Origin of the sequence: Actinomadura verrucosospora, assembly GCF_039540335.1 — a bacterium.
Taxonomy (GTDB): domain Bacteria; phylum Actinomycetota; class Actinomycetes; order Streptosporangiales; family Streptosporangiaceae; genus Spirillospora; species Spirillospora verrucosospora.
In genome coordinates this window covers 1-21,037 of the sequence record NZ_BAABEV010000047.1, presented here as the reverse complement: position 1 = coordinate 21,037, position 21,037 = coordinate 1, and the positions used below count along the sequence as shown (strand labels likewise).

The 21,037-nt window shown below is 73.0% G+C and carries 21 protein-coding genes; 10 read left to right on the top strand and 11 right to left on the bottom strand.

Annotated elements, in window-relative coordinates; genetic code table 11:
• Positions 1–25: 25 nt before the first annotated feature.
• Positions 26–1,429, bottom strand: a complete 1,404-nt coding sequence (locus tag ABD944_RS34790) for an NAD-dependent malic enzyme (protein WP_345184151.1) — start codon at positions 1,427–1,429, stop codon at positions 26–28.
• Between the two features lie 382 nt (positions 1,430–1,811).
• Positions 1,812–2,765, bottom strand: coding sequence for a tetratricopeptide repeat protein (locus ABD944_RS34785; RefSeq protein ID WP_345184149.1), 954 nt, complete (start codon positions 2,763–2,765; stop codon positions 1,812–1,814).
• A 391-nt stretch (positions 2,766–3,156) separates the two neighbouring features.
• On the opposite strand from ABD944_RS34785, the gene ABD944_RS34780 reads away from it, so the two are divergent.
• A complete protein-coding gene (locus ABD944_RS34780; RefSeq protein ID WP_345184146.1) occupies positions 3,157–4,116 on the top strand; it encodes an ATP-binding cassette domain-containing protein in 960 nt (319 codons plus the stop codon).
• Positions 4,109–5,395, top strand: coding sequence for a hypothetical protein (locus ABD944_RS34775; protein WP_345184144.1), 1,287 nt, complete (start codon positions 4,109–4,111; stop codon positions 5,393–5,395). Before ABD944_RS34780 ends, ABD944_RS34775 begins: the two co-directional genes overlap by 8 nt.
• A gap of 41 nt (positions 5,396–5,436) precedes the next feature.
• Here ABD944_RS34775 and ABD944_RS34770 read toward each other — a convergent pair whose 3' ends face one another.
• Positions 5,437–5,745 (bottom strand): DUF3817 domain-containing protein, encoded by a 309-nt coding sequence (locus ABD944_RS34770; RefSeq protein ID WP_345184142.1) that lies wholly within the window; start codon positions 5,743–5,745, stop codon positions 5,437–5,439.
• A gap of 134 nt (positions 5,746–5,879) precedes the next feature.
• On the opposite strand from ABD944_RS34770, the gene ABD944_RS34765 reads away from it, so the two are divergent.
• Positions 5,880–6,677, top strand: a complete 798-nt coding sequence (locus ABD944_RS34765; RefSeq protein WP_345184140.1) for a DUF2127 domain-containing protein — start codon at positions 5,880–5,882, stop codon at positions 6,675–6,677.
• Between the two features lie 34 nt (positions 6,678–6,711).
• Entirely contained in the window at positions 6,712–7,437 is a 726-nt protein-coding gene (locus ABD944_RS34760; RefSeq protein ID WP_345184138.1) for a DUF4230 domain-containing protein, read from the top strand.
• 24 nt (positions 7,438–7,461) lie between these two features.
• Here the strand turns inward: ABD944_RS34760 and ABD944_RS34755 are convergent, their stop codons facing one another.
• Positions 7,462–8,652 (bottom strand): acetyl-CoA C-acetyltransferase, encoded by a 1,191-nt coding sequence (locus ABD944_RS34755; RefSeq protein ID WP_345184136.1) that lies wholly within the window; start codon positions 8,650–8,652, stop codon positions 7,462–7,464.
• 107 nt (positions 8,653–8,759) lie between these two features.
• Between ABD944_RS34755 and mce the strand changes: the two genes are divergently transcribed.
• From mce to ABD944_RS34740, 3 genes are all read left to right on the top strand, one after another.
• Positions 8,760–9,194, top strand: a complete 435-nt coding sequence (mce, locus tag ABD944_RS34750) for a methylmalonyl-CoA epimerase (RefSeq protein WP_345184134.1) — start codon at positions 8,760–8,762, stop codon at positions 9,192–9,194.
• A gap of 330 nt (positions 9,195–9,524) precedes the next feature.
• Positions 9,525–10,847, top strand: coding sequence for a DivIVA domain-containing protein (locus ABD944_RS34745; protein WP_345184132.1), 1,323 nt, complete (start codon positions 9,525–9,527; stop codon positions 10,845–10,847).
• A gap of 100 nt (positions 10,848–10,947) precedes the next feature.
• Positions 10,948–12,525 carry an AI-2E family transporter gene (locus ABD944_RS34740; protein ID WP_345184130.1) on the top strand — a complete coding sequence of 526 codons (1,578 nt, stop codon included), beginning with the start codon at positions 10,948–10,950 and terminating at the stop codon, positions 12,523–12,525.
• A 30-nt stretch (positions 12,526–12,555) separates the two neighbouring features.
• Here the strand turns inward: ABD944_RS34740 and ABD944_RS34735 are convergent, their stop codons facing one another.
• The 4 genes from ABD944_RS34735 to ABD944_RS34720 form a co-directional block, all read right to left on the bottom strand.
• Positions 12,556–13,347, bottom strand: coding sequence for an alpha/beta fold hydrolase (locus ABD944_RS34735; RefSeq protein WP_345184129.1), 792 nt, complete (start codon positions 13,345–13,347; stop codon positions 12,556–12,558).
• Between the two features lie 63 nt (positions 13,348–13,410).
• Positions 13,411–14,133 (bottom strand): alpha/beta hydrolase, encoded by a 723-nt coding sequence (locus ABD944_RS34730; protein WP_345184127.1) that lies wholly within the window; start codon positions 14,131–14,133, stop codon positions 13,411–13,413.
• 54 nt (positions 14,134–14,187) lie between these two features.
• Positions 14,188–14,499 carry an ATP/GTP-binding protein gene (locus ABD944_RS34725; RefSeq protein ID WP_345184125.1) on the bottom strand — a complete coding sequence of 104 codons (312 nt, stop codon included), beginning with the start codon at positions 14,497–14,499 and terminating at the stop codon, positions 14,188–14,190.
• 58 nt (positions 14,500–14,557) lie between these two features.
• On the bottom strand, positions 14,558–16,129 hold the full coding sequence (locus ABD944_RS34720; protein ID WP_345184123.1) for a 3-hydroxyacyl-CoA dehydrogenase family protein: 1,572 nt from the start codon (positions 16,127–16,129) through the stop codon (positions 14,558–14,560).
• Between the two features lie 55 nt (positions 16,130–16,184).
• Here ABD944_RS34720 and ABD944_RS34715 point away from each other — a divergent pair, with 55 nt between their 5' ends.
• Entirely contained in the window at positions 16,185–17,168 is a 984-nt protein-coding gene (locus ABD944_RS34715; RefSeq protein ID WP_345184121.1) for an LLM class flavin-dependent oxidoreductase, read from the top strand.
• A gap of 160 nt (positions 17,169–17,328) precedes the next feature.
• Here the strand turns inward: ABD944_RS34715 and ABD944_RS34710 are convergent, their stop codons facing one another.
• Together ABD944_RS34710 and ABD944_RS34705 are read right to left on the bottom strand one after the other, a co-directional pair.
• Positions 17,329–17,715, bottom strand: a complete 387-nt coding sequence (locus ABD944_RS34710) for an SCO5389 family protein (RefSeq protein ID WP_345184119.1) — start codon at positions 17,713–17,715, stop codon at positions 17,329–17,331.
• Between the two features lie 132 nt (positions 17,716–17,847).
• Complete coding sequence (locus tag ABD944_RS34705) at positions 17,848–18,039, bottom strand: hypothetical protein (protein WP_345184116.1); 192 nt, start codon at positions 18,037–18,039, stop codon at positions 17,848–17,850.
• Positions 18,040–18,200: 161 nt separating this feature from the next.
• Between ABD944_RS34705 and ABD944_RS34700 the strand changes: the two genes are divergently transcribed.
• Positions 18,201–19,325: a HEAT repeat domain-containing protein gene (locus ABD944_RS34700; RefSeq protein WP_345184114.1), complete on the top strand. Its 1,125-nt coding sequence runs from the start codon at positions 18,201–18,203 to the stop codon at positions 19,323–19,325.
• A gap of 33 nt (positions 19,326–19,358) precedes the next feature.
• On the top strand, positions 19,359–20,039 hold the full coding sequence (gene nucS / locus ABD944_RS34695; protein ID WP_345184112.1) for an endonuclease NucS: 681 nt from the start codon (positions 19,359–19,361) through the stop codon (positions 20,037–20,039).
• A 53-nt stretch (positions 20,040–20,092) separates the two neighbouring features.
• Here the strand turns inward: nucS and ABD944_RS34690 are convergent.
• A partial coding sequence (locus ABD944_RS34690; RefSeq protein ID WP_345184110.1) for a hypothetical protein occupies positions 20,093–21,037 on the bottom strand: 945 nt, incomplete at its 5' end.

The following is a 21,037-nucleotide window of genomic DNA, read 5'->3' as shown; positions in this document are numbered from 1 at the left end:
CTTCCGGGCCCGCCTCCGCCGGCGCCTAGGCCTCGGTGCGGGGACGGCCGCCCGCGGCCTCGCGGACCGCGCCGGCCACGCGGGTGCTGACGTCCGGGTGGAAGACGCTCGGCACGATGTAGTTCGGGCCGAGCTCGTCGGGCGTGACGACCTCGGCGAGGGCCTTGGCCGCGGCCGCGAGCATGTCGAGGGTGACGCCGCTGGCCTGGGCGTCCAGCAGGCCGCGGAACACACCGGGGAACGCCAGCACGTTGTTGATCTGGTTCGGGTAGTCGCTGCGCCCGGTGGCGACCACGGCGGCGTGCTCGCGCGCCTCGTCCGGCGAGACCTCCGGCTCGGGGTTGGCGAGCGCGAACACGATCGCGTCGTCGCTCATCGTCGCGATGTCGTCGCCGTTCAGGATGCCGGGGGCGGACACGCCGATGAACACGTCGGCGTCCTTCACCGCGCCGCGCAGGTCGCCGGAGTAGCCGCCCTCGTTGGTGTGCTCGGCGATCCAGCGCAGCGAGTCGTCCAGGTCGTCGCGGCCCTTGTGCACGGCGCCGGCGTAGTCGCAGACGACGAGGTTGCGGGCGCCGGCGTGCATCAGCAGCTTCAGGATGGCGGTGCCGGCCGCGCCCGCGCCCGCCATCGCGATGCGCACGGCGCCGATGTCCTTGCCGACGACGCGCAGCGCGTTGGTCAGCGCGGCGAGCACGCAGATCGCGGTGCCGTGCTGGTCGTCGTGGAAGACGGGGATGTCGAGCAGCTCGCGCAGCCGGGCCTCGACCTCGAAGCAGCGCGGCGCGGAGATGTCCTCCAGGTTGATGCCGCCGAACGCGGGCGCGAGGATCTGCACCGTCCGGACGATCTCGTCGGTGTCCTGCGTGTCGAGGCAGATCGGCCACGCGTCGATCCCGGCGAACCGCTTGAACAGCGCCGCCTTGCCCTCCATGACCGGCAGCGCGGCCTCCGGGCCGATGTTGCCGAGGCCGAGCACCGCCGAGCCGTCGGTCACCACGGCGACGCTGTTGCGTTTGATCGTCAGCCGGCGGACGTCCTCGGGGTTGCGGGCGATGGCCAGGGAGACGCGGGCGACGCCCGGCGTGTAGGCCATCGACAGCTCGTCGCGGTTGCGCAGCGGCACCTTGGACTGCATCTCGATCTTGCCGCCGAGGTGCATCAGGAACGTCCGGTCGCTGACCTTGTGGATCTTGACGGACTCGATCCGCTCCAGCGCGCCCGCGATCGCCTCGGCGTGCTGGGTGTCGCGGGTGGCGATCGTGACGTCGATGCGGAGGGTCTCGTGGCCGGCGGTGTTGACGTCGAGGGCCGTGACGATGCCGCCCGCGTTCTCGACCACGTGGGTGATCTGGCTGACGGCCCTGCCGCCGGCGGGGACCTCCAGCCGGACGGTGATGGAGTACGACACGCTTGGCACGCTCGCCACGACAGCTGCTCCCTATTTATACGGGTTTGTCCACATCCGAGCGCGCCGCTTCCAGGGGACGGTGCGTCCGGGGCCGCCGCCCGGTCCCGTCCCGCGGCCCGCAGAGCCCGGGCCGCGGCGACGATCGCTCGACGGTCGCGGGACGGGCGCCCCCGTGGTGTCGATCGCAGGACGGTGTCGATCACGAGGTGGCGGAGCCGCGGACCGGCCGGATCGGCCGTGGAAGTGCTTCACCGGGAAGTGCTTCACGCGGCCGCACGGGCGCGGTCATCAGTCAACGAGCATACGCTCACCACCGCGGTCAGGTGTCCCGCTCGCCCCAGCTCACCGCCCTTCGCCCGTCACCCGGCCGTGACCCGGGCCGGAGCAGCGGTGGCGCCTGTCAGAACAGGGCGGACTGGAGACCGCGGCGGGCCTTGCCGACGCGGGGGTCGTCCGGCGGCAGGAGCTCGAACAGCGACAGCAGGTGCTTGCGCGCCGCGTCGCGGTCGTCGCCCGCGCCGCGCCGCACCGCGCCCACCAGCCGGTCGAAGGCGTCGTCGATGCGCCCGGACACCATCTCCACGTCGGCCGCGCTGATCTGCGCCTGGACGTCGCCGGGCTTCTCGTCCGCCTCCTGCAACGCGCGCTCGGGGTCGAGCGACCGCACGCGCAGGCTCAGCTCGACCAGCGCGAGGCCCTGCTTGGCCTGGTCGTCCCTGGGGTCGGCGGCCAGGACGCGCTCGAACGCGGCCTTGGCGCCGTCCAGGTCTCCGCGCTGCAGGGCCTCCTCGGCCTCCGAGAACACGGGCTCGGCGGGGGCCTCCGCGCCGGGCGCCGGCTGCTCGCCCTCGGGGGCGTCCGGCAGGATGCCCTCCTTGCGCAGCGCGTCGAAGAGCTGGTCGATGGCCTGGCGGACCTGCGGTTCGGGGGCGGCGCCGTTCAGGAACGGCAGCAGCTGCCCGGCGACGACCGCCGCCACGAACGGGATGCCGCGGACGCCCATCTGCTGCATGTAGGCGCCGAGCTGCGGGTTCGCGTCGATGTCGACCTTGGCCAGGATCCACTTGCCGGCCGCCTCGGTGGCGAGCTTCTCCAGGATCGGGCCGAGCTGCTTGCACGGACCGCACCACTCGGCCCAGAAGTCCACCAGGACGGGGACGGACTGCGACCGCTCCACGACCTCGGTGTTGAACGTCTGGTCGGTGACGTCCACGACGTAGGGACCCCCGGGGGCGTCCGCGGCCGGCGCCGCGCCGCCGCCGCCCTGGGTCCGGCGTTCCTGCTGCTTCCTTGCCGCGGCCTGGCGCGCTCCCAGGTCGATGGCCCCGTGCAACGAAAAGTCCCGAGAAGGCATGGGTCCATCCTGCCCCATGACCGCCCCCTGCCGTACGTCCGTACGCTCCCAGCGGAGCGCGGCGCGGCGCGGGGCGGTCGGCGCGTTTGCACGGCCGGTCCCCAGAGCCGTCCCTATGGACGGCATATCAAGAGAATTGTCCGCCTTTTCTATTCTCTTTCGGCCGCGCCCCGGGCAAAGAGTTCCGTCGTCCTGCCGTAAAGGCGATTAGATTGCTGACAGCCATCACCAAGCCCGGTTATAGTCACGATGTCGATGCATTGCGGCCCGGCAAAAGCGACCGGGCCGGCGCCGCCGGGGGGCGGCCCGGCCTGCGGGCCGCGCCGCGTGGCGGGTTGGGGGACCCGAGGCCACCGGCGCGGCGGGCGCACCGTCCGGCCGCCGCGACAGCATGACGAACAACGGGGGGAAACTTGTGATCGCGGAGCATTCCGTGATCGTGGCCCGAGGAATGGGTGTCCGCCGCGGGGGGCGGTGGCTCCTGCGCCCGGTGACCTTCGGCGTGCCCGAAGGCGTGGTCGGCCTGGCCGGTCCACCGGGTGCCGGTAAATCCACTCTGCTGGCCACGTTCGCGACCTTGCGCAGACCGAACACCGGCGCGCTGCACATTCTCGGACACGACATCACGAACGCCGCCGGGCAGCGGGCCGCCCGGGCCGGAATCGGTTACCTGCCGGCCCGGTTCTCGCGCGCGGAGGGAATGACGGCCGGCGAGTTCGTCGCCTACGCCGCGTACTACAAGCGGACGAGCGCGTCCGCCGCGCAGAGCATGATCCGCCGCTTCGACCTCGCCGAGGCCGCCGGGACCGAGCTGGCGCTGCTGCCGCCTGACGTCCGGCTGCGCGCCGGGCTGGCCGCGGCCTGCGTCCACGAGCCCGGCCTGGTGCTGCTCGACGACCCCTTCGGCGAGCTGTGCGCCGCCGCCGACCCCTGGCCCACCGGCGCCGCCGGCCCCGGACGGCACTCGCTGACCGCGGCCATGGCCGAGCTGATCCCCGTGCTGCGCACGCTGGCGCCCACCGTGGTCGTCACCGCCGACGCCACCGAGACGCTCACCGGCTGGTGCGACCGCCTGTTCACCCTCGCCCGCGGCCGGCTCGCCGAGCAGCCCACGCACTCGGCCGCCGCCCGCCGCGGCCGCTCCCCCGTCGACCGGCGCGGCGCCGCCGCCCAGCGCGGCGCCCTCCATCCGCAGACCGTCGACGCGATGCCCCGGCGCCGCCCGCCCCGGCGCGCGCTGCCGCAGATGTCCCTGCCGTCGCTCGCGCTGCCGCACCTGCCCCTGCCCCTGCCACAGCTCGCGAAGGTGCGGCCGGGGCGGTCGCCCGCCGAGAGCGCCACCGGTGTCTGACCTCGGGCGGGTGCTCCGGCTGGACGCCCGCCGCACGGCGCTGCTCGTCGCCGTGCCGGTCCTCACCGTGCTCGGGACGGCGGCGGCGTGCCTGTCGCTGAGCCCGGCGGTCGCCTACTGGGACAACAGCGTCGTCGCGCTGGTCAACGCCGTCCGCCTCCTGGGCCCGGCCGCCGCGGGCCTGGCCGCGTGGACGGCCGTCCGGGAACGCCCGCTCGACTACCTGCGCGACCTCACCGCCCGCTCCCCCGCGACGGGCGTGCTGTTCGACCTGCTGCTGCTGTCGTCCGCCGCGCTGGTCTCCTACGTCGCGGTCACGGCGGTGGTCGTCGCCGTCACCCTCGTGCACCCCCACGCCGGGCACCCCCACCCGCTCGGCGCGCTCTCGGGCGCCGGCGCGCTCGTCCTGCACGTCGTCGCGGGCTACCTCACGGGACGCGTCGCACCGCACCGCGCCACCGCGGCCCTCGTCCTCGCCGCGACCTCCCTGTGGGCCGCCCTGCGCATCCCCGGGACGTCCTGGTGGAGCCTGCTTCCCCCTGCCGCGTTCTCCCGCGTTCAGCTGTTCACCACCCTGCGTCCCGAGGTGTTCGCCGTGCAGGTCCTCTGGGCCGCGGGGCTGACCACGGCGCTGATCCTCGGCTACGTGATGTGGGCGACGCGGCGCTTCCTGCTCGTCCTGCCCCTGGCGCTCGCTCTCGCCGCGACTGTCTCCGCCACCCTCGCCCTGCACCGCTCCGGCGGGACGGTGGCGCCCGCCCAGGCGGAGCCGGTGTGCCGGACGTGGCCCCTCACCATCTGCGTGCACCCCGCCCTGCGGGAGGCGCTGCCCCAGCTGATGGCGGCGGCGACCCCGCTCGCCGCGCGGCTGAACGGCACGCCGGGAGCCTTCACGATGGTCGAGCAGCGTCCCGCCTGGATGCCCGTCGCGGTGGCGAACGGCGTCGCCGCCGTCCACCTCGACGAGGACCTCGCCCCCGGATACGCGTCCCGGGCCGTCCGGCAGATCAGCGAGGCGCTCAAGGACGAAGGGGCCTGCGCCTCCGGCGACGGCTACCGCGCGCTGGTCGACGCGTGGCTTCTCGGCGACGAGCCCCCGGCCGCGGCCGGCACGCGCGCGGGCCACCGGTTCGCGTCCTGGACCGAGCAGCGGCGGCGCGACTGGCTACGGCTCCACTTCGCCGAGTACCGCGCCTGCGCGCTGGGCCCGCGGGACTTCCACGCCCCCCGCACGACGGAGAGCCGCCTCCACGACGTCCTGGACACCCGTCCCGCGTGACCGCGGCAGGACCCCCCGGCCCACCGCGGTCACGCAGGAGGTCAGGCGCCCCGCCCGGCCGGTGCCGGCTCGGCCGCGGGCCGCGTCCAGTGGCGCTCCACGAAGAACGGCGCGACGGGCAGGACCGCGGCGCCGAGCGCGAGCACCGTGCGCTTGAGGTCCCAGCCGAGCTGCTCGCGGACGAGGAAGACCAGGCCGACGTAGGCCATGAACAGGACGCCGTGCACCGGCCCCATCACCTGCACGCCGACCGGCGCGTCCGCCCCGTACTTCAGCGGCATCGCGACCAGCAGCAGGAGGAGGAACGAGAACGCCTCGGCGACGGAGACGAACCGGAAAGCACGAATCATGTCCACGCCCCGCTCAACGGCACGGCGTCGGCCCGCGGTTTCCGCGCCGGATATGGCGTTGCTCACACGGCGCTCGCACGACCGTGCGCAAACCGTGACGTATGCGGACCCCGGATGGCCTCTAGGGTGTCCGCGTGGACTGGAGCCTGCTGACCTGCGCGCGCAAGGGACACATCACCTACGCGCCGGACGAGGAGAGGCTGCGCGAGCGGCTCGTCGTCTCGTCCCCCATCGGCGCCGCGTGGCGATGCCTGCGCTGCGGGACCTACGTGCACGGCGAGCCGCACGGGACCGGCCCGGCCGACCGCGCGCCGCTGGTCAGGCGCGGCCGGGAGCTGCGCGACGCCTTCGTCATGCGGTTCTTCGCGGTGGAGCGCGGCATCCGCGGCCTGATCGTGCTGGTCGCCGCGTACGGGGTGTGGCGCTTCGCCGGCAGCCGCGGATCGATCGAGCGGATCTTCGAGAAGGAGATCCCGCTGCTGCGCCCCATCGCCGAGCAGGTCGGCTGGGACCTCGACCACTCCAAGGTCGTCACGTCCGTCCGGCACGTGTTCGACCTGGACGCGCGGACGCTGCGCTGGCTGGCCGTCGGCCTCATCGTCTACGGCGCGATCGAGCTGATCGAGGCGGTCGGGCTGTGGCTGCTGAAGCGCTGGGGCGAGTACTTCGCGGTCGTCGCGACGTGCTTCGGGCTGCCGATCGAGATCTACGAGCTGGTGGAGAAGGTCACCGTGCTGCGCGCCGGCGCGCTGGTGCTCAACATCGGTCTCATCGTCTACATCGTCGTCACCAAACGGCTGTTCGGCGTGCGGGGCGGCCGGGCCGCCCACGAGGCGCATCTCCGCAGCGAGTCGCTGATCGAGGTGGAGCAGGCGACCCACGAGTCGGACCTGCGGCACCCGTCCCCGCCCGAGCCCGAACCCGCCGGATGAGGTAGCGGACGCCGCTGCCGGGAATGTCGATTACATGGCTCGCTCGGAAACGAAGAACGACGCGAAGAACGGCGGGAAGCACGACGCGCCCGCCAAGTCGTCCCCCGATCGGTCCCGCCCCCCGCGGCGCGGCCTGCTCACCCCCCTCGCGATCATCGTCGCCACCGTCGCGCTCGTCCTGGTCGCCCAGCAGGCGCTGCACGGCCTCCCCCACTGGCTCAACCCGTTCAAGGAGGAGACGAAGGACCGCAGCGGTCCCGTCCTGCTGAAGTCGATCCGCGACCTGCACCGCTACGAGGCGGCGAGCGGCAACTTCCAGGTCGTCGTGGACCTGGAGAAGGACGCCAAGTTCCTGCCGTCCTCGCTGCGCGGCAAGCGGACCCTGTTCGTCGGCAACGGCTCGGTCGACGCCTACGTGGACTTCTCCCGGCTCGGCTCGGGGGCCCTGAAGGTCAACGCGGACCGCACGGTGGCGACGGTCACCCTCCCGCCCGCCCAGCTGGAGAAGACGAACCTCGACACGAAGAACAGCTACGTCTACGCGACGCAGCGCGGCGTCTTCGACCGCTTCGGCGACTTCTTCAGCAGCAACCCGAACAACCAGCAGCAGCTCTACGTCCTGGCGTCCCAGAAGATCCAGACGGCCGCGGCCCAGAGCGGCCTGAAGGAACGCGCCGACGCCAACACCAAGTCGATGCTGGAGAACATGCTCAAGGCCCTCGGCTTCACGACGGTGACCATCACCCCCGCCTCCCAGTGAGGCGGGGGTCCTCCCCGGCCCTCGCTACCGGGCCGGGACGTGAATGATCAATCCATCTCCTTGGCCGCCGCCGCCGCACAATGCGGCGGCGCCGGTGCCGCCGCCGCGGCGCTTCAGCTCGTAGGCCAGGTGCAGGAGGATGCGGGCGCCGGACATGCCGACCGGGTGGCCGACCGCGATGGCGCCGCCGTTGACGTTGACCTTCTCGGGGCCGACGCCGAGGTCGCGCATCGACTGGATGCCGACGGAGGCGAACGCCTCGTTGATCTCGATGAGGTCGAGGTCGTCGACGGTGAGGCCCGCCTTGCCGAGGGCGTGCTTGATCGCGTTGGACGGCTGGGACTGCAGCGCGTTGTCCGGGCCCGCGACGTTGCCGTGGGCGCCGATCTCGGCGAGCCAGGTCAGGCCGAGCTCCTCGGCCTTGGCCTTGGACATCACCACGACCGCCGCGGCGCCGTCGGAGATCTGCGAGGACGAGCCGGCGGTGATCGTCCCCTCCTTGCTGAACGCCGGGCGCAGCCGGGCCAGGCCCTCGGCCGTGGTGTCGCCGCGCACGCCCTCGTCGGCGGAGAACACCACGGGCTCGCCGCGCCGCTGCGGGATCTCGACCGGGGCGATCTCCTCGTCGAACACGCCGTTCTTGATCGCCTCGGCGGCGCGCTGGTGGGAGCGGGCGGAGAACTCGTCCTGCTCCTCCCGGGAGATGCCGAGCCTCGCGTTGTGCCGCTCGGTGGACTCGCCCATGGAGACGCCGTCGAAGGCGTCGGTGAGGGCGTCGTAGGCCATGTGGTCGAGGACCTCGACGGAGCCGTACTTGTAGCCGCCGCGCGACTTCGGCAGCAGGTGCGGGGCCTGGGTCATCGACTCCATGCCGCCCGCCACCACGATCTCGAACTCGCCCGCCCGGATGAGCTGGTCGGCCAGCGCGATCGCGTCCAGCCCGGAGAGGCAGACCTTGTTGATCGTGATGGAGGGGACGCTCATCGGGATGCCGGCCTTGACCGCCGCCTGCCGGGACGGGATCTGGCCCGCGCCCGCCTGCAGCACCTGGCCGAGGATCACGTACTGCACCTGGTCGCCGGACACCCCGGCCCGCTCCAGCGCCGCCTTGATCGCGTGCGCCCCGAGGTCGGCCGCGGAGAAGTCCTTCAGCGAGCCCATCAGGCGCCCGATGGGGGTGCGCGCTCCGGCGACGATCACGGACGAGGTGGTCATGTGGGGGCCTCCAGGAAGGTGCTGCGGCGACGTTTGCCACGATACCCACGGGAGCGCCGTTCGGTTCCGTTCGCCCCCGCCTGGCCGTCCGAGGAGGGACAAAGCCCATGCTGACCCGTATCGACCACATCGGCATCGCCTGCCGCGATCTGGACGCGACCGTCGAGTTCTACAAGGCGACCTACGGCTTCACCGACGCGCACTTCGAGGTGAACGAGGAGCAGGGCGTGCGGGAGTGCATGCTCAAGATCAACGACACGGGGGACGGCGCGGCGAGCTACCTGCAGCTCATCGAGCCGATCCGGGAGGACTCGGCCGTCGCCAAGTGGATGGAGAAGAACGGCGAGGGCGTCCACCACATCGCGTTCGGGACGGACGGGACGGTCGCCGACGAGGCCGCCGGGATCGCGGGCAAGGGCGTGCGCGTCCTGTACGACGCGCCGCGCCACGGATCGATGGGTTCCTTGATCAACTTTTTGCACCCCAAGGACTGCCACGGGGTCCTGACGGAGCTGGTGCAGAAGCGCCCGAGCGCCGAATGATCTTGTAACGCGGGCCCCGGCGGGGGTGCGCCAGGATCGTGACGTGTTCGATATCACGGTGACGCAGCGCGCGGCCTGGACCGCCGCTCTGTGACCGTTCGGACACATCTGGTGTATTTGCACCCCCAACACCTGGGCTGCTGCGGGCCGGTCGCATGCCCGAACAAAAAGGACATTCCACGCAGCGCGTCAAGATGAGCCCCCAACACGGCAGTGTCCGGAGTACGCTTCATTCGCCGGAAGAGGTCTGGGGCAAGTGCGTCCGTCATGCCAGGCGATCAACCGGTCCCCGGAACCACCCGTAGCCCCGTCACATCAGGATTGAGCCACATGCAGTCCGACATCGACGCCCAGCTCAGCAACTTCTTTGAAGACACGCCCCCGCGCGAGTTCGACGTGGTGCTTCGCGGCTACGACCGGCACCAGGTCGACGAGCACATCAAGCAGCTCGACAACGAGGTGCGGCAGACCCGCGAGCAGACCCAGGCCCTGCAGCGCGAGCTGTCGGACGCCCACCGGCAGCTGCAGGAGCAGGAACGTCCGACCTACTCCGGCCTCGGCGCCCGCATCGAGCAGCTGCTGCGGCTCGCCGAGGAGCAGGCGACCGAGCTGGTCCAGGCGGCCCGCTCGGAGGCGAACGAGATCAAGGCCGCGGCCAAGGTCGACGCCGCCGAGCAGCGCGCCACCGCCGAGAACGACGCCTCCGAGCTGCGCGCCAACGCCCAGCGCGAGGGCGACGACATGCGGCAGGCCGCCGAGCGCGAGGCCGAGGAGGTGCGCACCTCCGCCCGCCGCGAGGCCGACGAGCTGACCTCCACCACCGAGCGCGAGGTCGCCAAGCTGCGGGCCACCGCCGATCACGAGGTCGCCGAGAAGCGCGCCGCCGCCGAGCGTGAGATCGCCAAGCTCCGCACCACCACCGAGCGCGAGGTGGCGCAGCTGCGCGCGTCCACCAAGCGGGAGCGCGACGAGATCCTCACCACGGCCAAGCGGCAGGCCGACGAGATGCGGGCCCAGGCCCAGCGCATCCTGGAGGAGAGCGAGGCCCAGCGCGCCCAGGCCGAGGCCGAGTTCGAGATCCAGCTCGCCGCCCGCCGCGAGGAGGCCGACCGGCAGGACGCCGAGCGCCACTCCGCCGCCCAGGCCGCGACGCAGAAGCTCGTCGCCGAGGCCGAGCAGCGCGCCGCGTCCGCCGAGCAGCGCGCCGCGAAGGCGACGCAGCAGGCCGAGCAGACCCGGCGCGAGGCCGACTCGCACGCCAAGCAGCTGATGGCGAACGCGCGCAAGAACTCCGACAACGTGATCGCCGAGGCCAAGTCGCAGGCCGAGCAGCTGCTCGCCGAGACCAAGTCCGAGGCCGACCGCGTCCGGACGGCGGCGCAGCGCCAGGTCGACGAGCTCACCCGCCAGCGCGACAGCATCACCAGCCACCTCAACCAGCTGCGTCAGCTCATCGGCGGCGTCGCGCCGACGATGAGCCCCGAGCCCGAGCTGGCCGCGCCTCCGGAGAAGCCCGCCATCCCGGCGGCCGAGCCGAAGCCGGCCCCGGCGCAGCAGGCCCCCAAGCAGCAGCCCGCCGCCAAGGCCGCGCCCGCCAAGCCGGCCCAGGCCAAGAAGTCCGACGAGGACGACGAGGACTGGTGGCAGGAGTGACCCCTTAACGGTCGGGCATGACGGAAAGCCTGGAGGCGGTGAAACGCCTCCGGGCTTTCCGTCGTCTCAACCCCGTAGACGCACGACAGAGGAGAGCGGCGTGCCCGACGAGACCCCCCAGCACGACGGCCGCGAGCCCGCCCCCGGCGAGGGACGGTCCGCCACCGGCCGCCGGGTCCCCGCTCCGGCTCCCCCCGCCGACGACACCGACGAGGCGGACCGCGACACCGACACCGGCCCCACCAAGACCGACTCCACCGACACCGACTCAAGCGAGAACGGCTCCGGCGGCACCGGCTCAAGCGCGACCGGCTCTGCCGAGACCGACTCCAGCACGACCGACTCCAGCACGACCGACTCCACCGAGAACGGGTCCGGCACGACCGGCTCCGGCACGAGCGGGCCGGGCGGGAGCGGTGACGACGACGGTGTCGCGCCGAGTGGGGCGTTGAGGCCCGAGGAGATCGAGCAGCCCGTGGGAGAACGCGATCCGGCGACCGGCGCTCCGGTCACCCTCCCGGCGGCGCGGTCGGGCGCCGAACCCGTGGCGCCCGAGCCCGGCGCGCCCGACCCGGCGCACGACGTCGAGCAGCGCAAGCGCGAGGCCGGCGTCGACCACCTGTTCCCGTTCGGCAAGCCCGGGCAGCCGCTCGGCCGCGCGCACCCGTTCGTGTTCGGGTTCACGGCGGCGCTCGGCGTCATCACCGCCTGGATGCTGGTGAAGGCCGCGACGAACGCCAAGTCGGTGCTCGTCATGATCGTGGTCGCGATGTTCCTCGCGGTCGGCCTCAACCCGGCGGTGGAGCGGCTGCGCAGGTTCGGCCTGCCCCGCGGCGCCGCGGTCGCGACGGTGTTCCTGATCGTGATCCTGTTCTTCGCAGGGTTCGTCGCCTCCCTCGTCCAGCCGGTTTCCGAGCAGGTCACCGAGCTGCGCCACAACATCCCCGAGTACGTCCAGCAGCTCCAGAACAACAAGACGCTGGCCGACTGGGACAAGCGCTACGGCCTGCTGGAACGCGCCGAGAAGACGGTGAACGGCGACGGCTTCCAGAAGGGCCTCACCGACACCGCCACCGGCATCGGCAAGGTCGCGATCAACGGCATCTTCCAGACGATCACGATCCTGATCCTGACGCTGTACTTCCTCAGCTCGCTGCCGCAGATCAAGACGTTCTTCTACCAGCTGGCCCCGCGCACCCGGCGGGCCCGGGTCGCCCTGCTCGGCGACGAGATCCTCGACCGGATCGGCGGCTACGTCGCCGGCCAGTTCACGATCGCGCTCATCGCGGGCGTGTGCTCGTACATCTTCCTGTCGATCCTCGGGGTGAAGTACGCGCTCGCGCTCGCGCTGATCGTCGCGGTGACCGACCTCGTCCCGCTGATCGGCGCCACGATCGGCGCGGTGATCGTCTCCCTGGTGGCGTTCCTGACCGGGACCACGACCGACCTCATCGTGTGCGCGATCTTCTATGTCGTCTACCAGCAGGTGGAGAACTACCTCGTCTATCCGCGGGTGATGAAGCGGACCGTGGACGTCCAGCCGGCGGTGACGATCGTGGCGGCGCTGGTCGGCGCTGCCCTGCTCGGCGTGGTCGGCGCGCTGCTGGCGATCCCCACGGCGGCCGCGATCTCGCTGCTGATCCGCGAGGTCGTCATGCCGCGCCAGGAGACGCTGTAGGACGCCGGCCCCGGCGCGTCCGCGCCGGGGTCAGCGGGACGTCCGGGCGAGGGCGGCGGCGAACTCCGCCACCGCCTGGTTGAACAGCTCGGGCTGCTCCACCGCGCACAGGTGCCCGGCGCGCGGGATGACGAGCGTCTCGGCGTTCGGCATCGCCTCGGCCATGGCGCGGGCCTCGTCCTCGGTGGCCAGCGCGTCCTCGTCCCCGATCATGACGAGCGCGGGGGCGCGGAGGCCGCGGAGCGTCTCGGTGGAGTCCGCGCGTCCCGCCATGGCGCGCTGCGCCCACGCGGCGGCGAGCGGCGGCGCCGCCTGGACGAGGCCGCGGACCCGCCCGTAGATCAGCGCCCGCTGCCGGTAGGTGGTGGGGCCGACGAGGCCGGGCAGCACCTCGTCCACGAGGACGCGGGTGCTGCGCTCGGCTTCGAGGGCGCCGGCCTGCCGCAGCCGGTTCTCCCGGACGGGGGCGGTGTCGGCGGTGGCGCGGGTGGCGGCCAGCACGAGGCCGAGGACGAGGTCGGGGTGCCGCCGGCACAGCGCCATCGCCACGTACCCGCCCATGGACAGCCCGCCGACGACGGCCCGCCGGACCCCGAGCGAGCGGCACGCGCGGGCGACGTCGTCGGCCATCGTGTCGACGGACGGCTCGTCGTCGCCCAGCCGGGAGCCGCCGAAACCGCGCAGGTCCGGGGTGATGACCCGGAACCGGCCCGCGAGGCCCTCGCGCTGGGCGAGCCACATCGCCGACGACAGCGGGAAGGCGTGCAGCAGCACGAGCGGTGTGCCGGTCCCGACGTCCCTTGCGTACAGCTGCACCGTCATTGGGCAATGGTCGCCCGCCGGCGCGGCCGGTGGGACGGAGTGGCCGCGATCGGCCGCCCGTGTTTATCTGTCCGTTTCATCCCATTCAGTGGGGAGCGGGTATGCGGCCGGCGCGACCCGCTTGACGATCTCGTTCAGCACGATCCGGACGTAGGGTTCGCCCACCCAGAGGTGCTTGGCGTTGTCCACCGCGACCACCTCGGCCTGCGGGACGCGCTTGAACCGCTCCCGCGCCTCCGCCGGGCGCAGGTAGTCGTCGAACTCCGGCACCAGCGCCACGAGGGGCCGCCCGTCGGCGCCCCACGCGTCGAGGTCGGCGTCGCCGGCCCTCTTCAGCGGAGGCGACAGCAGGATCGCGCCCTCGACCAGCGGGTCCCGTCCCCATCTGAGCGCCAGTTCGGTGCCGAACGACCAGCCGAGCAGCCACGGCCGCGGCAGGTCGTGGTACTCGGTGTACTCCAGCGCCGCCGCCACGTCGAACCGCTCGGTCTCGCCGTCGCCGAACTCGCCCTGGCTCGTGCCGCGCGCCGACGTCGTCCCCCGCGTGTTGAACCGCAGGACGGCGAGGTCGGCGAGCGCGGGCAGCCGGAAGGACGCCTTGCGCAGGACGTGGCTGTCCATCATGCCCTCGGCCGTGGGCAGCGGATGCAGGCAGACCAGCGTCGCGACCGGCGGCCGCTCCGGCGGCAGCGCCAGCTCCCCGACCAGCTCCAGGCCGTCGGACGTGTGCAGCGTGATCTCCTCGCGCCGCGCCGGCAGCACCGAGGCCGCCCTGATCTCCGCCATCGATCCCTCTTCTCTCACTCGGCCGGGCGGCGTCCGCGCTCGGGACGCCGGTCGTCAGTACCGCGGGGCGTTGCGCGACCGCAGCACGCGCGGCGACCGGCGGTTCCGGGCCTGCCAGCAGGGCCGGTGCCAGTGCCGCCGGTCGTCCCCGCCGTCACCCGCCCGCCACGCGACGACATGGCCGACGCCCGGCGGGATCTCCTGGTCGCAGCCCGGGCAGCGGTACGGCTTGGCCGCCCCGGCCCCGGAGACCGACCGGACGATCCACTCGCCGTCCGGCCCCTCCTCGGTCTCCTGAGCCCACGAGGTGCCCCCGCCCCGGGCGGAACGTCCGGATGCGGCACGGCGGTTCTTGCGGGGGCTCATGCCCTAAAGCATATGAACCCGGCCACCCCGGCGGGCCGCCCGCGCGGGGACGGGAGGGCTAGCGCAGGGGCTTCCCGGCCGTCGCGTGCTCCACCAGAAGGGGGGCCGGGGCCAGGGCCGGGTCGCGGGTCTCGGCGTGCAGGGCGCGCAGGACGGTGACGGCGCGGCCGGGGCCGATGCGGTCGAGGTCGGCGATGGGGCCGGTCGGGTAGCCGCAGCCCAGCGTCATCGCGGCGTCGATGGAGTCGGCGTCGGCGTATCCGGCGCCGAGCATGGCGGCCGCGTCGTTCAGGTAGGGCAGGCGCAGGGCGTCCACGATGAACCCGGCGCGGTCGCGGCAGCGCACGACGGTGAGGCCGAGACGCGCGAGGAGGCCGGCGGCGCGGTCGGCGACGTCCGGTGCGGTCGCGACCGTGGCGGACATCTCCGCCAGGGCGCCGGCCGGGTCGGGGAGGTGCAGCCCGACGACGTCGGCGGGGCGTCCGGTGGCCATGGCCTGCCGGATCGCGGAGCCGTCCACCGAGGTGACGGCGATGACCGTTCCGGGCCTGGCGGCCTGGACGGCGGCGGACAGCAGCGCCCGCGCGGCCTCGGGGTCCTCCGCGGCCTCGACGATCAGGTCGCAGCCCGCGAGGTCGGCGGCGGAGTCGCCGACCCGTGCGCCCGCCCGGGCGCACAGCGCGGCGACCGCGTCCGCGAGCGGCCCGACGCCGACGACGCCCACGGTCGGCGCCGCCGCGGCGGACGTCTCCTCCTCGGCTTGGCCTGACTTGTCGTAGGAGTAGAAGCCGCGGCCGGTCTTGCGGCCGAGCAGCCCGGCGGTGACGAGCTCGCGGAGCAGCGGCGAGGCGGCGTGGCGGCGGTCGCGGGACTCGGCGTAGATCGCGTCCAGCACCTCGAGGCAGGTGTCGAGGCCGATCAGGTCCATCAGGGTGAACGGGCCCATCGGCAGCCCGGCGCCCGCCTTCATCGCGGCGTCGATGTCGTCGCGGGTCGCGTGCCCGGTCTCCAGCATGGTCGCGGCCTGGTTCAGGTAGCCGAACAGGAGGCGGTTGGCGACGAACCCGGCCCGGTCCCCGACCGTCACCGGCGTCTTGCCGAGGCCCTCGACCAGCCCGGCGACCCGGGCGACGGCCTCCGGCTCGGTGAGGACGGTCCCGATGACCTCAACGAGCTTCATGACCGGCGCCGGGTTGAAGAAGTGCACCCCGACGATCTTGGTGGGCCGGCCGGTGGTGACCGCGATGTCGGTGACCGACAGGGAGGAGGTGTTGGTGGCGAGGACGGCGTCGTCCCGGCACACGCGGTCGAGCTCGGCGAACACCGTGCGCTTCAGGTCGAGCCGCTCGGGGACGGCCTCGATGACGAGGTCGCAGTCGCCGAGGTCGGCGAAGTCGGTCGACAGCGCGATGCGGCCGAGGATCTCGCGCTGCGCGTCCTCGCCGAGCCTGCCCCGCTTGACGGCCCGTCCGGTCGAGGACTCCAGGTTGCCGCGCCCGCGCTCCAGCGCCTCCCGGTTCACCTCGATGCCGACGACCGCGAGGCCGCCCCGCGCCAGCACCTCGGCGATGCCCGCGCCCATCGTGCCCAGTCCGACGACCCCGACCCTGCTGAACGAACCACCAGTCATGGACCGCAGTCTTGCAGAGCGGTCGCCCGTCCCCCATGGCGGGTACGACGGGGACGTGCGCCTCGGAATCTTCCTCCTCGCCGCCCGTTTCCCCGGCCAGGACGACGCCGCAGCCCTGTCCCGCACCGTCGAGGCCGCCCTCGCGGCCGAGCGCGCCGGGTTCGACGACGTGTGGCTCGCCGAGCACCACTTCATGTCGTACGGGGTGGTGCCGTCCGCGACCGTGCTGGCCGGACATCTGCTGGCCGCCACCACGCGGGTCGGCGTCGGGACGGCGGTGAGCGTGCTGTCCACCCAGCATCCGGTGGCGCTGGCCGAGCAGTCCGCGATGCTGGCGCTGCTGTCCGGCGGCCGCTTCCGGCTGGGAGTCGGGCGCGGCGGGCCGTGGCGCGACCTGGAGGTGTTCGGCACGGGCCTCCCCCGCTACGAGCACGGCTTCGCCGAATCCCTCGATCTCCTCCTGGCGTGGCTGCGTTCCGACCGTCTCGGCTGGTCGGGCGAGCACTTCGCCTTCCGCGAGGTGCCGGTCGTCCCGCGGGCGCCGGTCCCGCCGCCGGTGACGGTCGCCTGCACGTCCCCCGCGACCGAGGCGCTCGCGGCGGAACGCGGCCTGCCGATGCTGCTCGGCATGCATGTCGGCCCGGACGAGAAGGCCGCCGCGATCGCCCGGCACGGCGACCCGTCCCTGCCGCACGTCTCCACCCATGTGGCCCAGGTCGCCGACTCGCGGGAGCAGGCGGTCGCCGCCCTCATGGACGGGATGCCGCGCTGGCTCGGCCCCGGCCTGGAGGGGTACGTCGCCGTGGACGACCGCCCGCGCCCGTCCCGCGACCCCGTCGCCTACACGCGCCTGATGTGCGACCTCCACCCGATCGGCTCACCGGACGACTGCGCCGAGTCCCTCCTGGCCACGGTCGAGCGAACCGGCATAAGGCACCTGGTCCTCCTGGTGGAAGCCGCCGGCTCCCGCGCCGCCACCCTGGAGAACATCGCCCGCCTGGGCCGAGAAGTCCTTCCCAAAGTCCGCGCCGCCACCTGACCGCGCACCCCACCAGCAGGCCGCGCGGATCGGCGGGACGTGACGGTCGGCCATCGCTGCCAGTCATGCACTCGGGCGCCCAGACAGCCGCCGGGGGCCGCTGCCCACATCGCGATACGGCGCGCCGACCGGAGTCGGCGCGCCGCACGGGGGGAGCGGGTCAGCAGTCGCGGAGTTCGGGGGACTGGTTGAGGATCTGTTCGCGGGCCGTGACGAACGTCCGGTAGGCGGAGGAGTCCTGGGTGGGGAAGACCGCGACGCGGTGGCAGTTCTGGAACGCGAGTCTCACCCCGAAGTAACGCTCCAGCGCGCTTCGCATGGCGTCGCTGGCGAGGACGCGGAGGAGCTGGCCGCGCGCCGTCTCGTCCGGCGGCGGGGTGAGGTTGTCGGCGAAGTCTCCGCCGTCCACCTGGAGCCGGGCCACGAGGCCGCTGATCATGTCCCAGGCGTAGGGGAGGGAGGTCCTGATGCACTCGACGAAGTCCGCGTCGCCGACCTCGCCCTTCTGCGCCGTCTCCAGCAGTTCCGGGGTCACGTCGAGAGACATGGGGGTCCTTTCGCAGACGGAGGATGAACACCCACCCGCAGACGGTAATCACGGACCCGGGAGAATTCCAGGCTTGACAAAGGTTTTCATTCCGCTATGACGGCGGCCCCGGCCGACCGGCCGGGGCCCCGGTCACCGGGCGGGCGCGGCGCCATGCTGGCGCCGCCGCCGCGCGCCCGTCCGAGCGGCGATCCGCTCGGCCAGCTCGGCCCAGTACTCGCGGGCCCGGCGCACCAGTCGCGCGTCCCGCTCGGCCCCGGCCTGCTCGCGCAGCGCGCGGGCCCTCTCGCTCATGAGCGACTGCATGATCTCGTGGTGGTACACGGCCCCTCCCGAATGGTCCGGGCCGATCGGCACGGCCCGACATCCAAGAGACTCTCGCTAAGGCCCCCGTCCCCACATGGGCACGACGCCTTATATCGCCCGGTCAGTGGTCTTAGGCCTGCTTAGGGCGGACGGTCCGGTGCCGGTGGCATGATCGCGGCATGGGCGAACCGCTGGCGGGGCTGGACGGCATCGACTGGGCGGGCCTCGACCACGCCTACGGGTCAGCGGAGGACGTGCCCGACCTGCTCCGCGCCCTTTCCTCCTCCGACGAGGACGAGCGGGAGGCGGCGCTCGGCGAGCTCTTCACCACCGTCTTCCATCAGGGGAGCCGGTACGGCGCGTCCGCCGCAGCGGTCCCGTTCCTGCTCGGGCTGGCGTCCCATCCCGGCACTCCCGAACGCACCTGGCCGCTCTATCTGGCGGCCGCGCTTGCCATCGGGTACGACGAGGCGCATCTGCCGTCCGGCGTCGACATCGCGACCTGGCGCGAGGAGGCCGCGCGGCTGCGGGAGACCGGCGACCGGGACCACTTCGACTTCGCGTGGACGCTGCGCTCCGTCGAGGCGGAACTCGCCGCCTACGACGCCGTCCGCGCCGGTCTGCCCACCGTGCGGGCCCTGCTCGGTGATGACGACGCCGGAGTGCGGGCCGCCGCCGCGTACACGGCGGGCTGGTTCCCCGAGGAGGCGGCGGCCACCCTCCCCGCGCTGGAGGCGCTGCTCGACGCCGAGCAGGACCCGGTCGTCATCGCGCATGCGCTCGTCGCCGCCGGGCTCCTGGAGGGCCGGGCGCTGCTCCCCCGGTTCCGCGAGCACCTGGCCGCCGCCGAGCCACTGCCGCGCTGGGCCGCCGCGATCGCGCTCGCCCGGCTGGGGGCGGCCGACGCATCCGTCATCGCCGAGCTGGCGGCCTCCAGCGCGTCCCCGCCCGAGGGCGAGGCGGCCTTTCTGGAGGGCGACCTGCGCCTCTACTCGGCCCTGACAATGGCCGCGCTGGACGGGGCGCCGCCCGAAGCCGTCGGCGCCGTCCTCGACGGTCTGTCCCGCACGTCCGGCGAGGCGTCGTTCCCGATGGCCGAGGCGGCGCTCCGGCTGACGTTCCGCACACCGGCCCTCCCGCTCCCCCGGTTCGCCGCCCTCGCCTCCGCGCAGCAGCGGACCGTCCACACGATCGCCGAACTGCCGCCCGAGAGCTGGCGATGGGGAAATCTGCTGGAGATCCTCCGCGCTTGGGGCCTGCCCACCGACCACGACGAGTGCCGCCGGTACGCCGGTCTCGCCTGAACCAGGCCTGACGTCGCACTAAGGTGATGCACCGTGCGTCTCGTTATCGCCCGCTGCAGCGTCGACTACGCCGGCAAGCTCACCGCCCACCTGCCGATGGCCCTCCGCCTGATCCTGATCAAGGCGGACGGGAGCGTGAGCGTGCACGCCGACGACCGCGCCTACAAGCCCCTCAACTGGATGAACCCGCCCTGCTCGCTGCGCGAGGAGGTCTACGAGGAGAACGGCGCCATCGCACGCTGGACGGTCACGCACGGCAAGTCCGGCGAGCGGCTGATCCTCACCATCGAGGAGCTCGTGCACGACACCAGTCACGAGCTCGGCATCGACCCCGGCCTCCAGAAGGACGGCGTGGAAGCGCACCTTCAGGAACTGCTCGCCGAGCACATCACCACCCTCGGCGACGGCTACACCCTGATCCGCCGCGAGTTCCCCACCGCCATCGGGCCGGTCGACATCCTCTGCCGCGACGCCACGAGCGCCACCGTCGCCATCGAGATCAAACGCCGAGGCGAGATCGACGGCGTCGAGCAGCTCACCCGCTACCTGGAGCTGCTGAACCGCGACCCGCACCTGGCCCCCGTCCGCGGCGTCTTCGCGGCCCAGGAGATCAAGCCCCAGGCCCGCGTCCTCGCCACCGACCGCGGCATCACCTGCGTCACCCTCGACTACGACGCCCTGCGCGGCATCGAACACGAGGGCACCCTCTTCTGACGCCCCTCCCGGGTCGCGGTCACGCGGCCCGGGGCGTCCGGTGACGGTGCAGGTCACGCAACGGGGAGCCTGGCCGCGAACTCGGGCTTGAAGAGGTCCTTCACCTTCCCGTACGGGATGGCGAAGTCGTAGCAGCTCGTGCGGCCCAGATCGAACGCCGAGGTGGCCGGGCCGTCGTCCAACCCCGCGTAGATGAGATCGAACCGGTTCTTTCCGAAGAACGGCTGCGCCCACGGCGGCGACTCGGGCTGCCGGGCACTCGGGAAGAACGACGAGCGGTGGAAGGGGTTGAAGAAACCGCCCGATCCGGAGTTGCCGCGCATCAACTGCAGCTTGTCGTCTCCCTCCGGAAGCCCGTCCCACAGCCGTTTCATGCCGGCCACGCCGAATGAGGCGGGCTTGAAGACGTCGTCGGCCGTCAGCGCGCGGCCGGTGCGCAGGTCGACGGTGACGACGAACCCCGGAAAGTGTCCCGGCCCTTCGCCGCACCTGCGCTGGAACTTCGGAACGTAGCGCACCGACACGAGGTCCGGGCCGGTCAGCCCCTTGACGACGGTCGTGCTCAGCAGGTTCGGCCGGCCGCCGCAGGCGGCGCGCGCGGCGGCCGTCCTGCCCCACTCCTTGTAGAACGTGACGGCCTGGTCGAGAGGGACGCGCAGCGCCCTGTTGGCCGCGGTCTGGACCGACGCGTTCTTCATCCCCTTGACCTGGGCATACTGGCCGCCCTTGACCTCCAGAACCCCGTCGGCGTACGTCCGGTTCAGGGCGGCGAGAGTGACCGCGGGCGCCTCCGCCGCCTCCGGGCGCGTCGTCTCGTAGGTGACCACACCGACGGTGCCCGCCGCGGTCGCCCCCGCGACGACCAGCGCGGCCTTGACCACGCTCGCCTTGGCGAGGAAGCCCGCCGCGGTGTTCCCGGCGCCCGCGGCGACGGTCCCGGCCGTTCCGGCGCCGCCCGCGACGGCGGTCCCGGCGGCGGCGCCCGCCGCGGTGGTGCC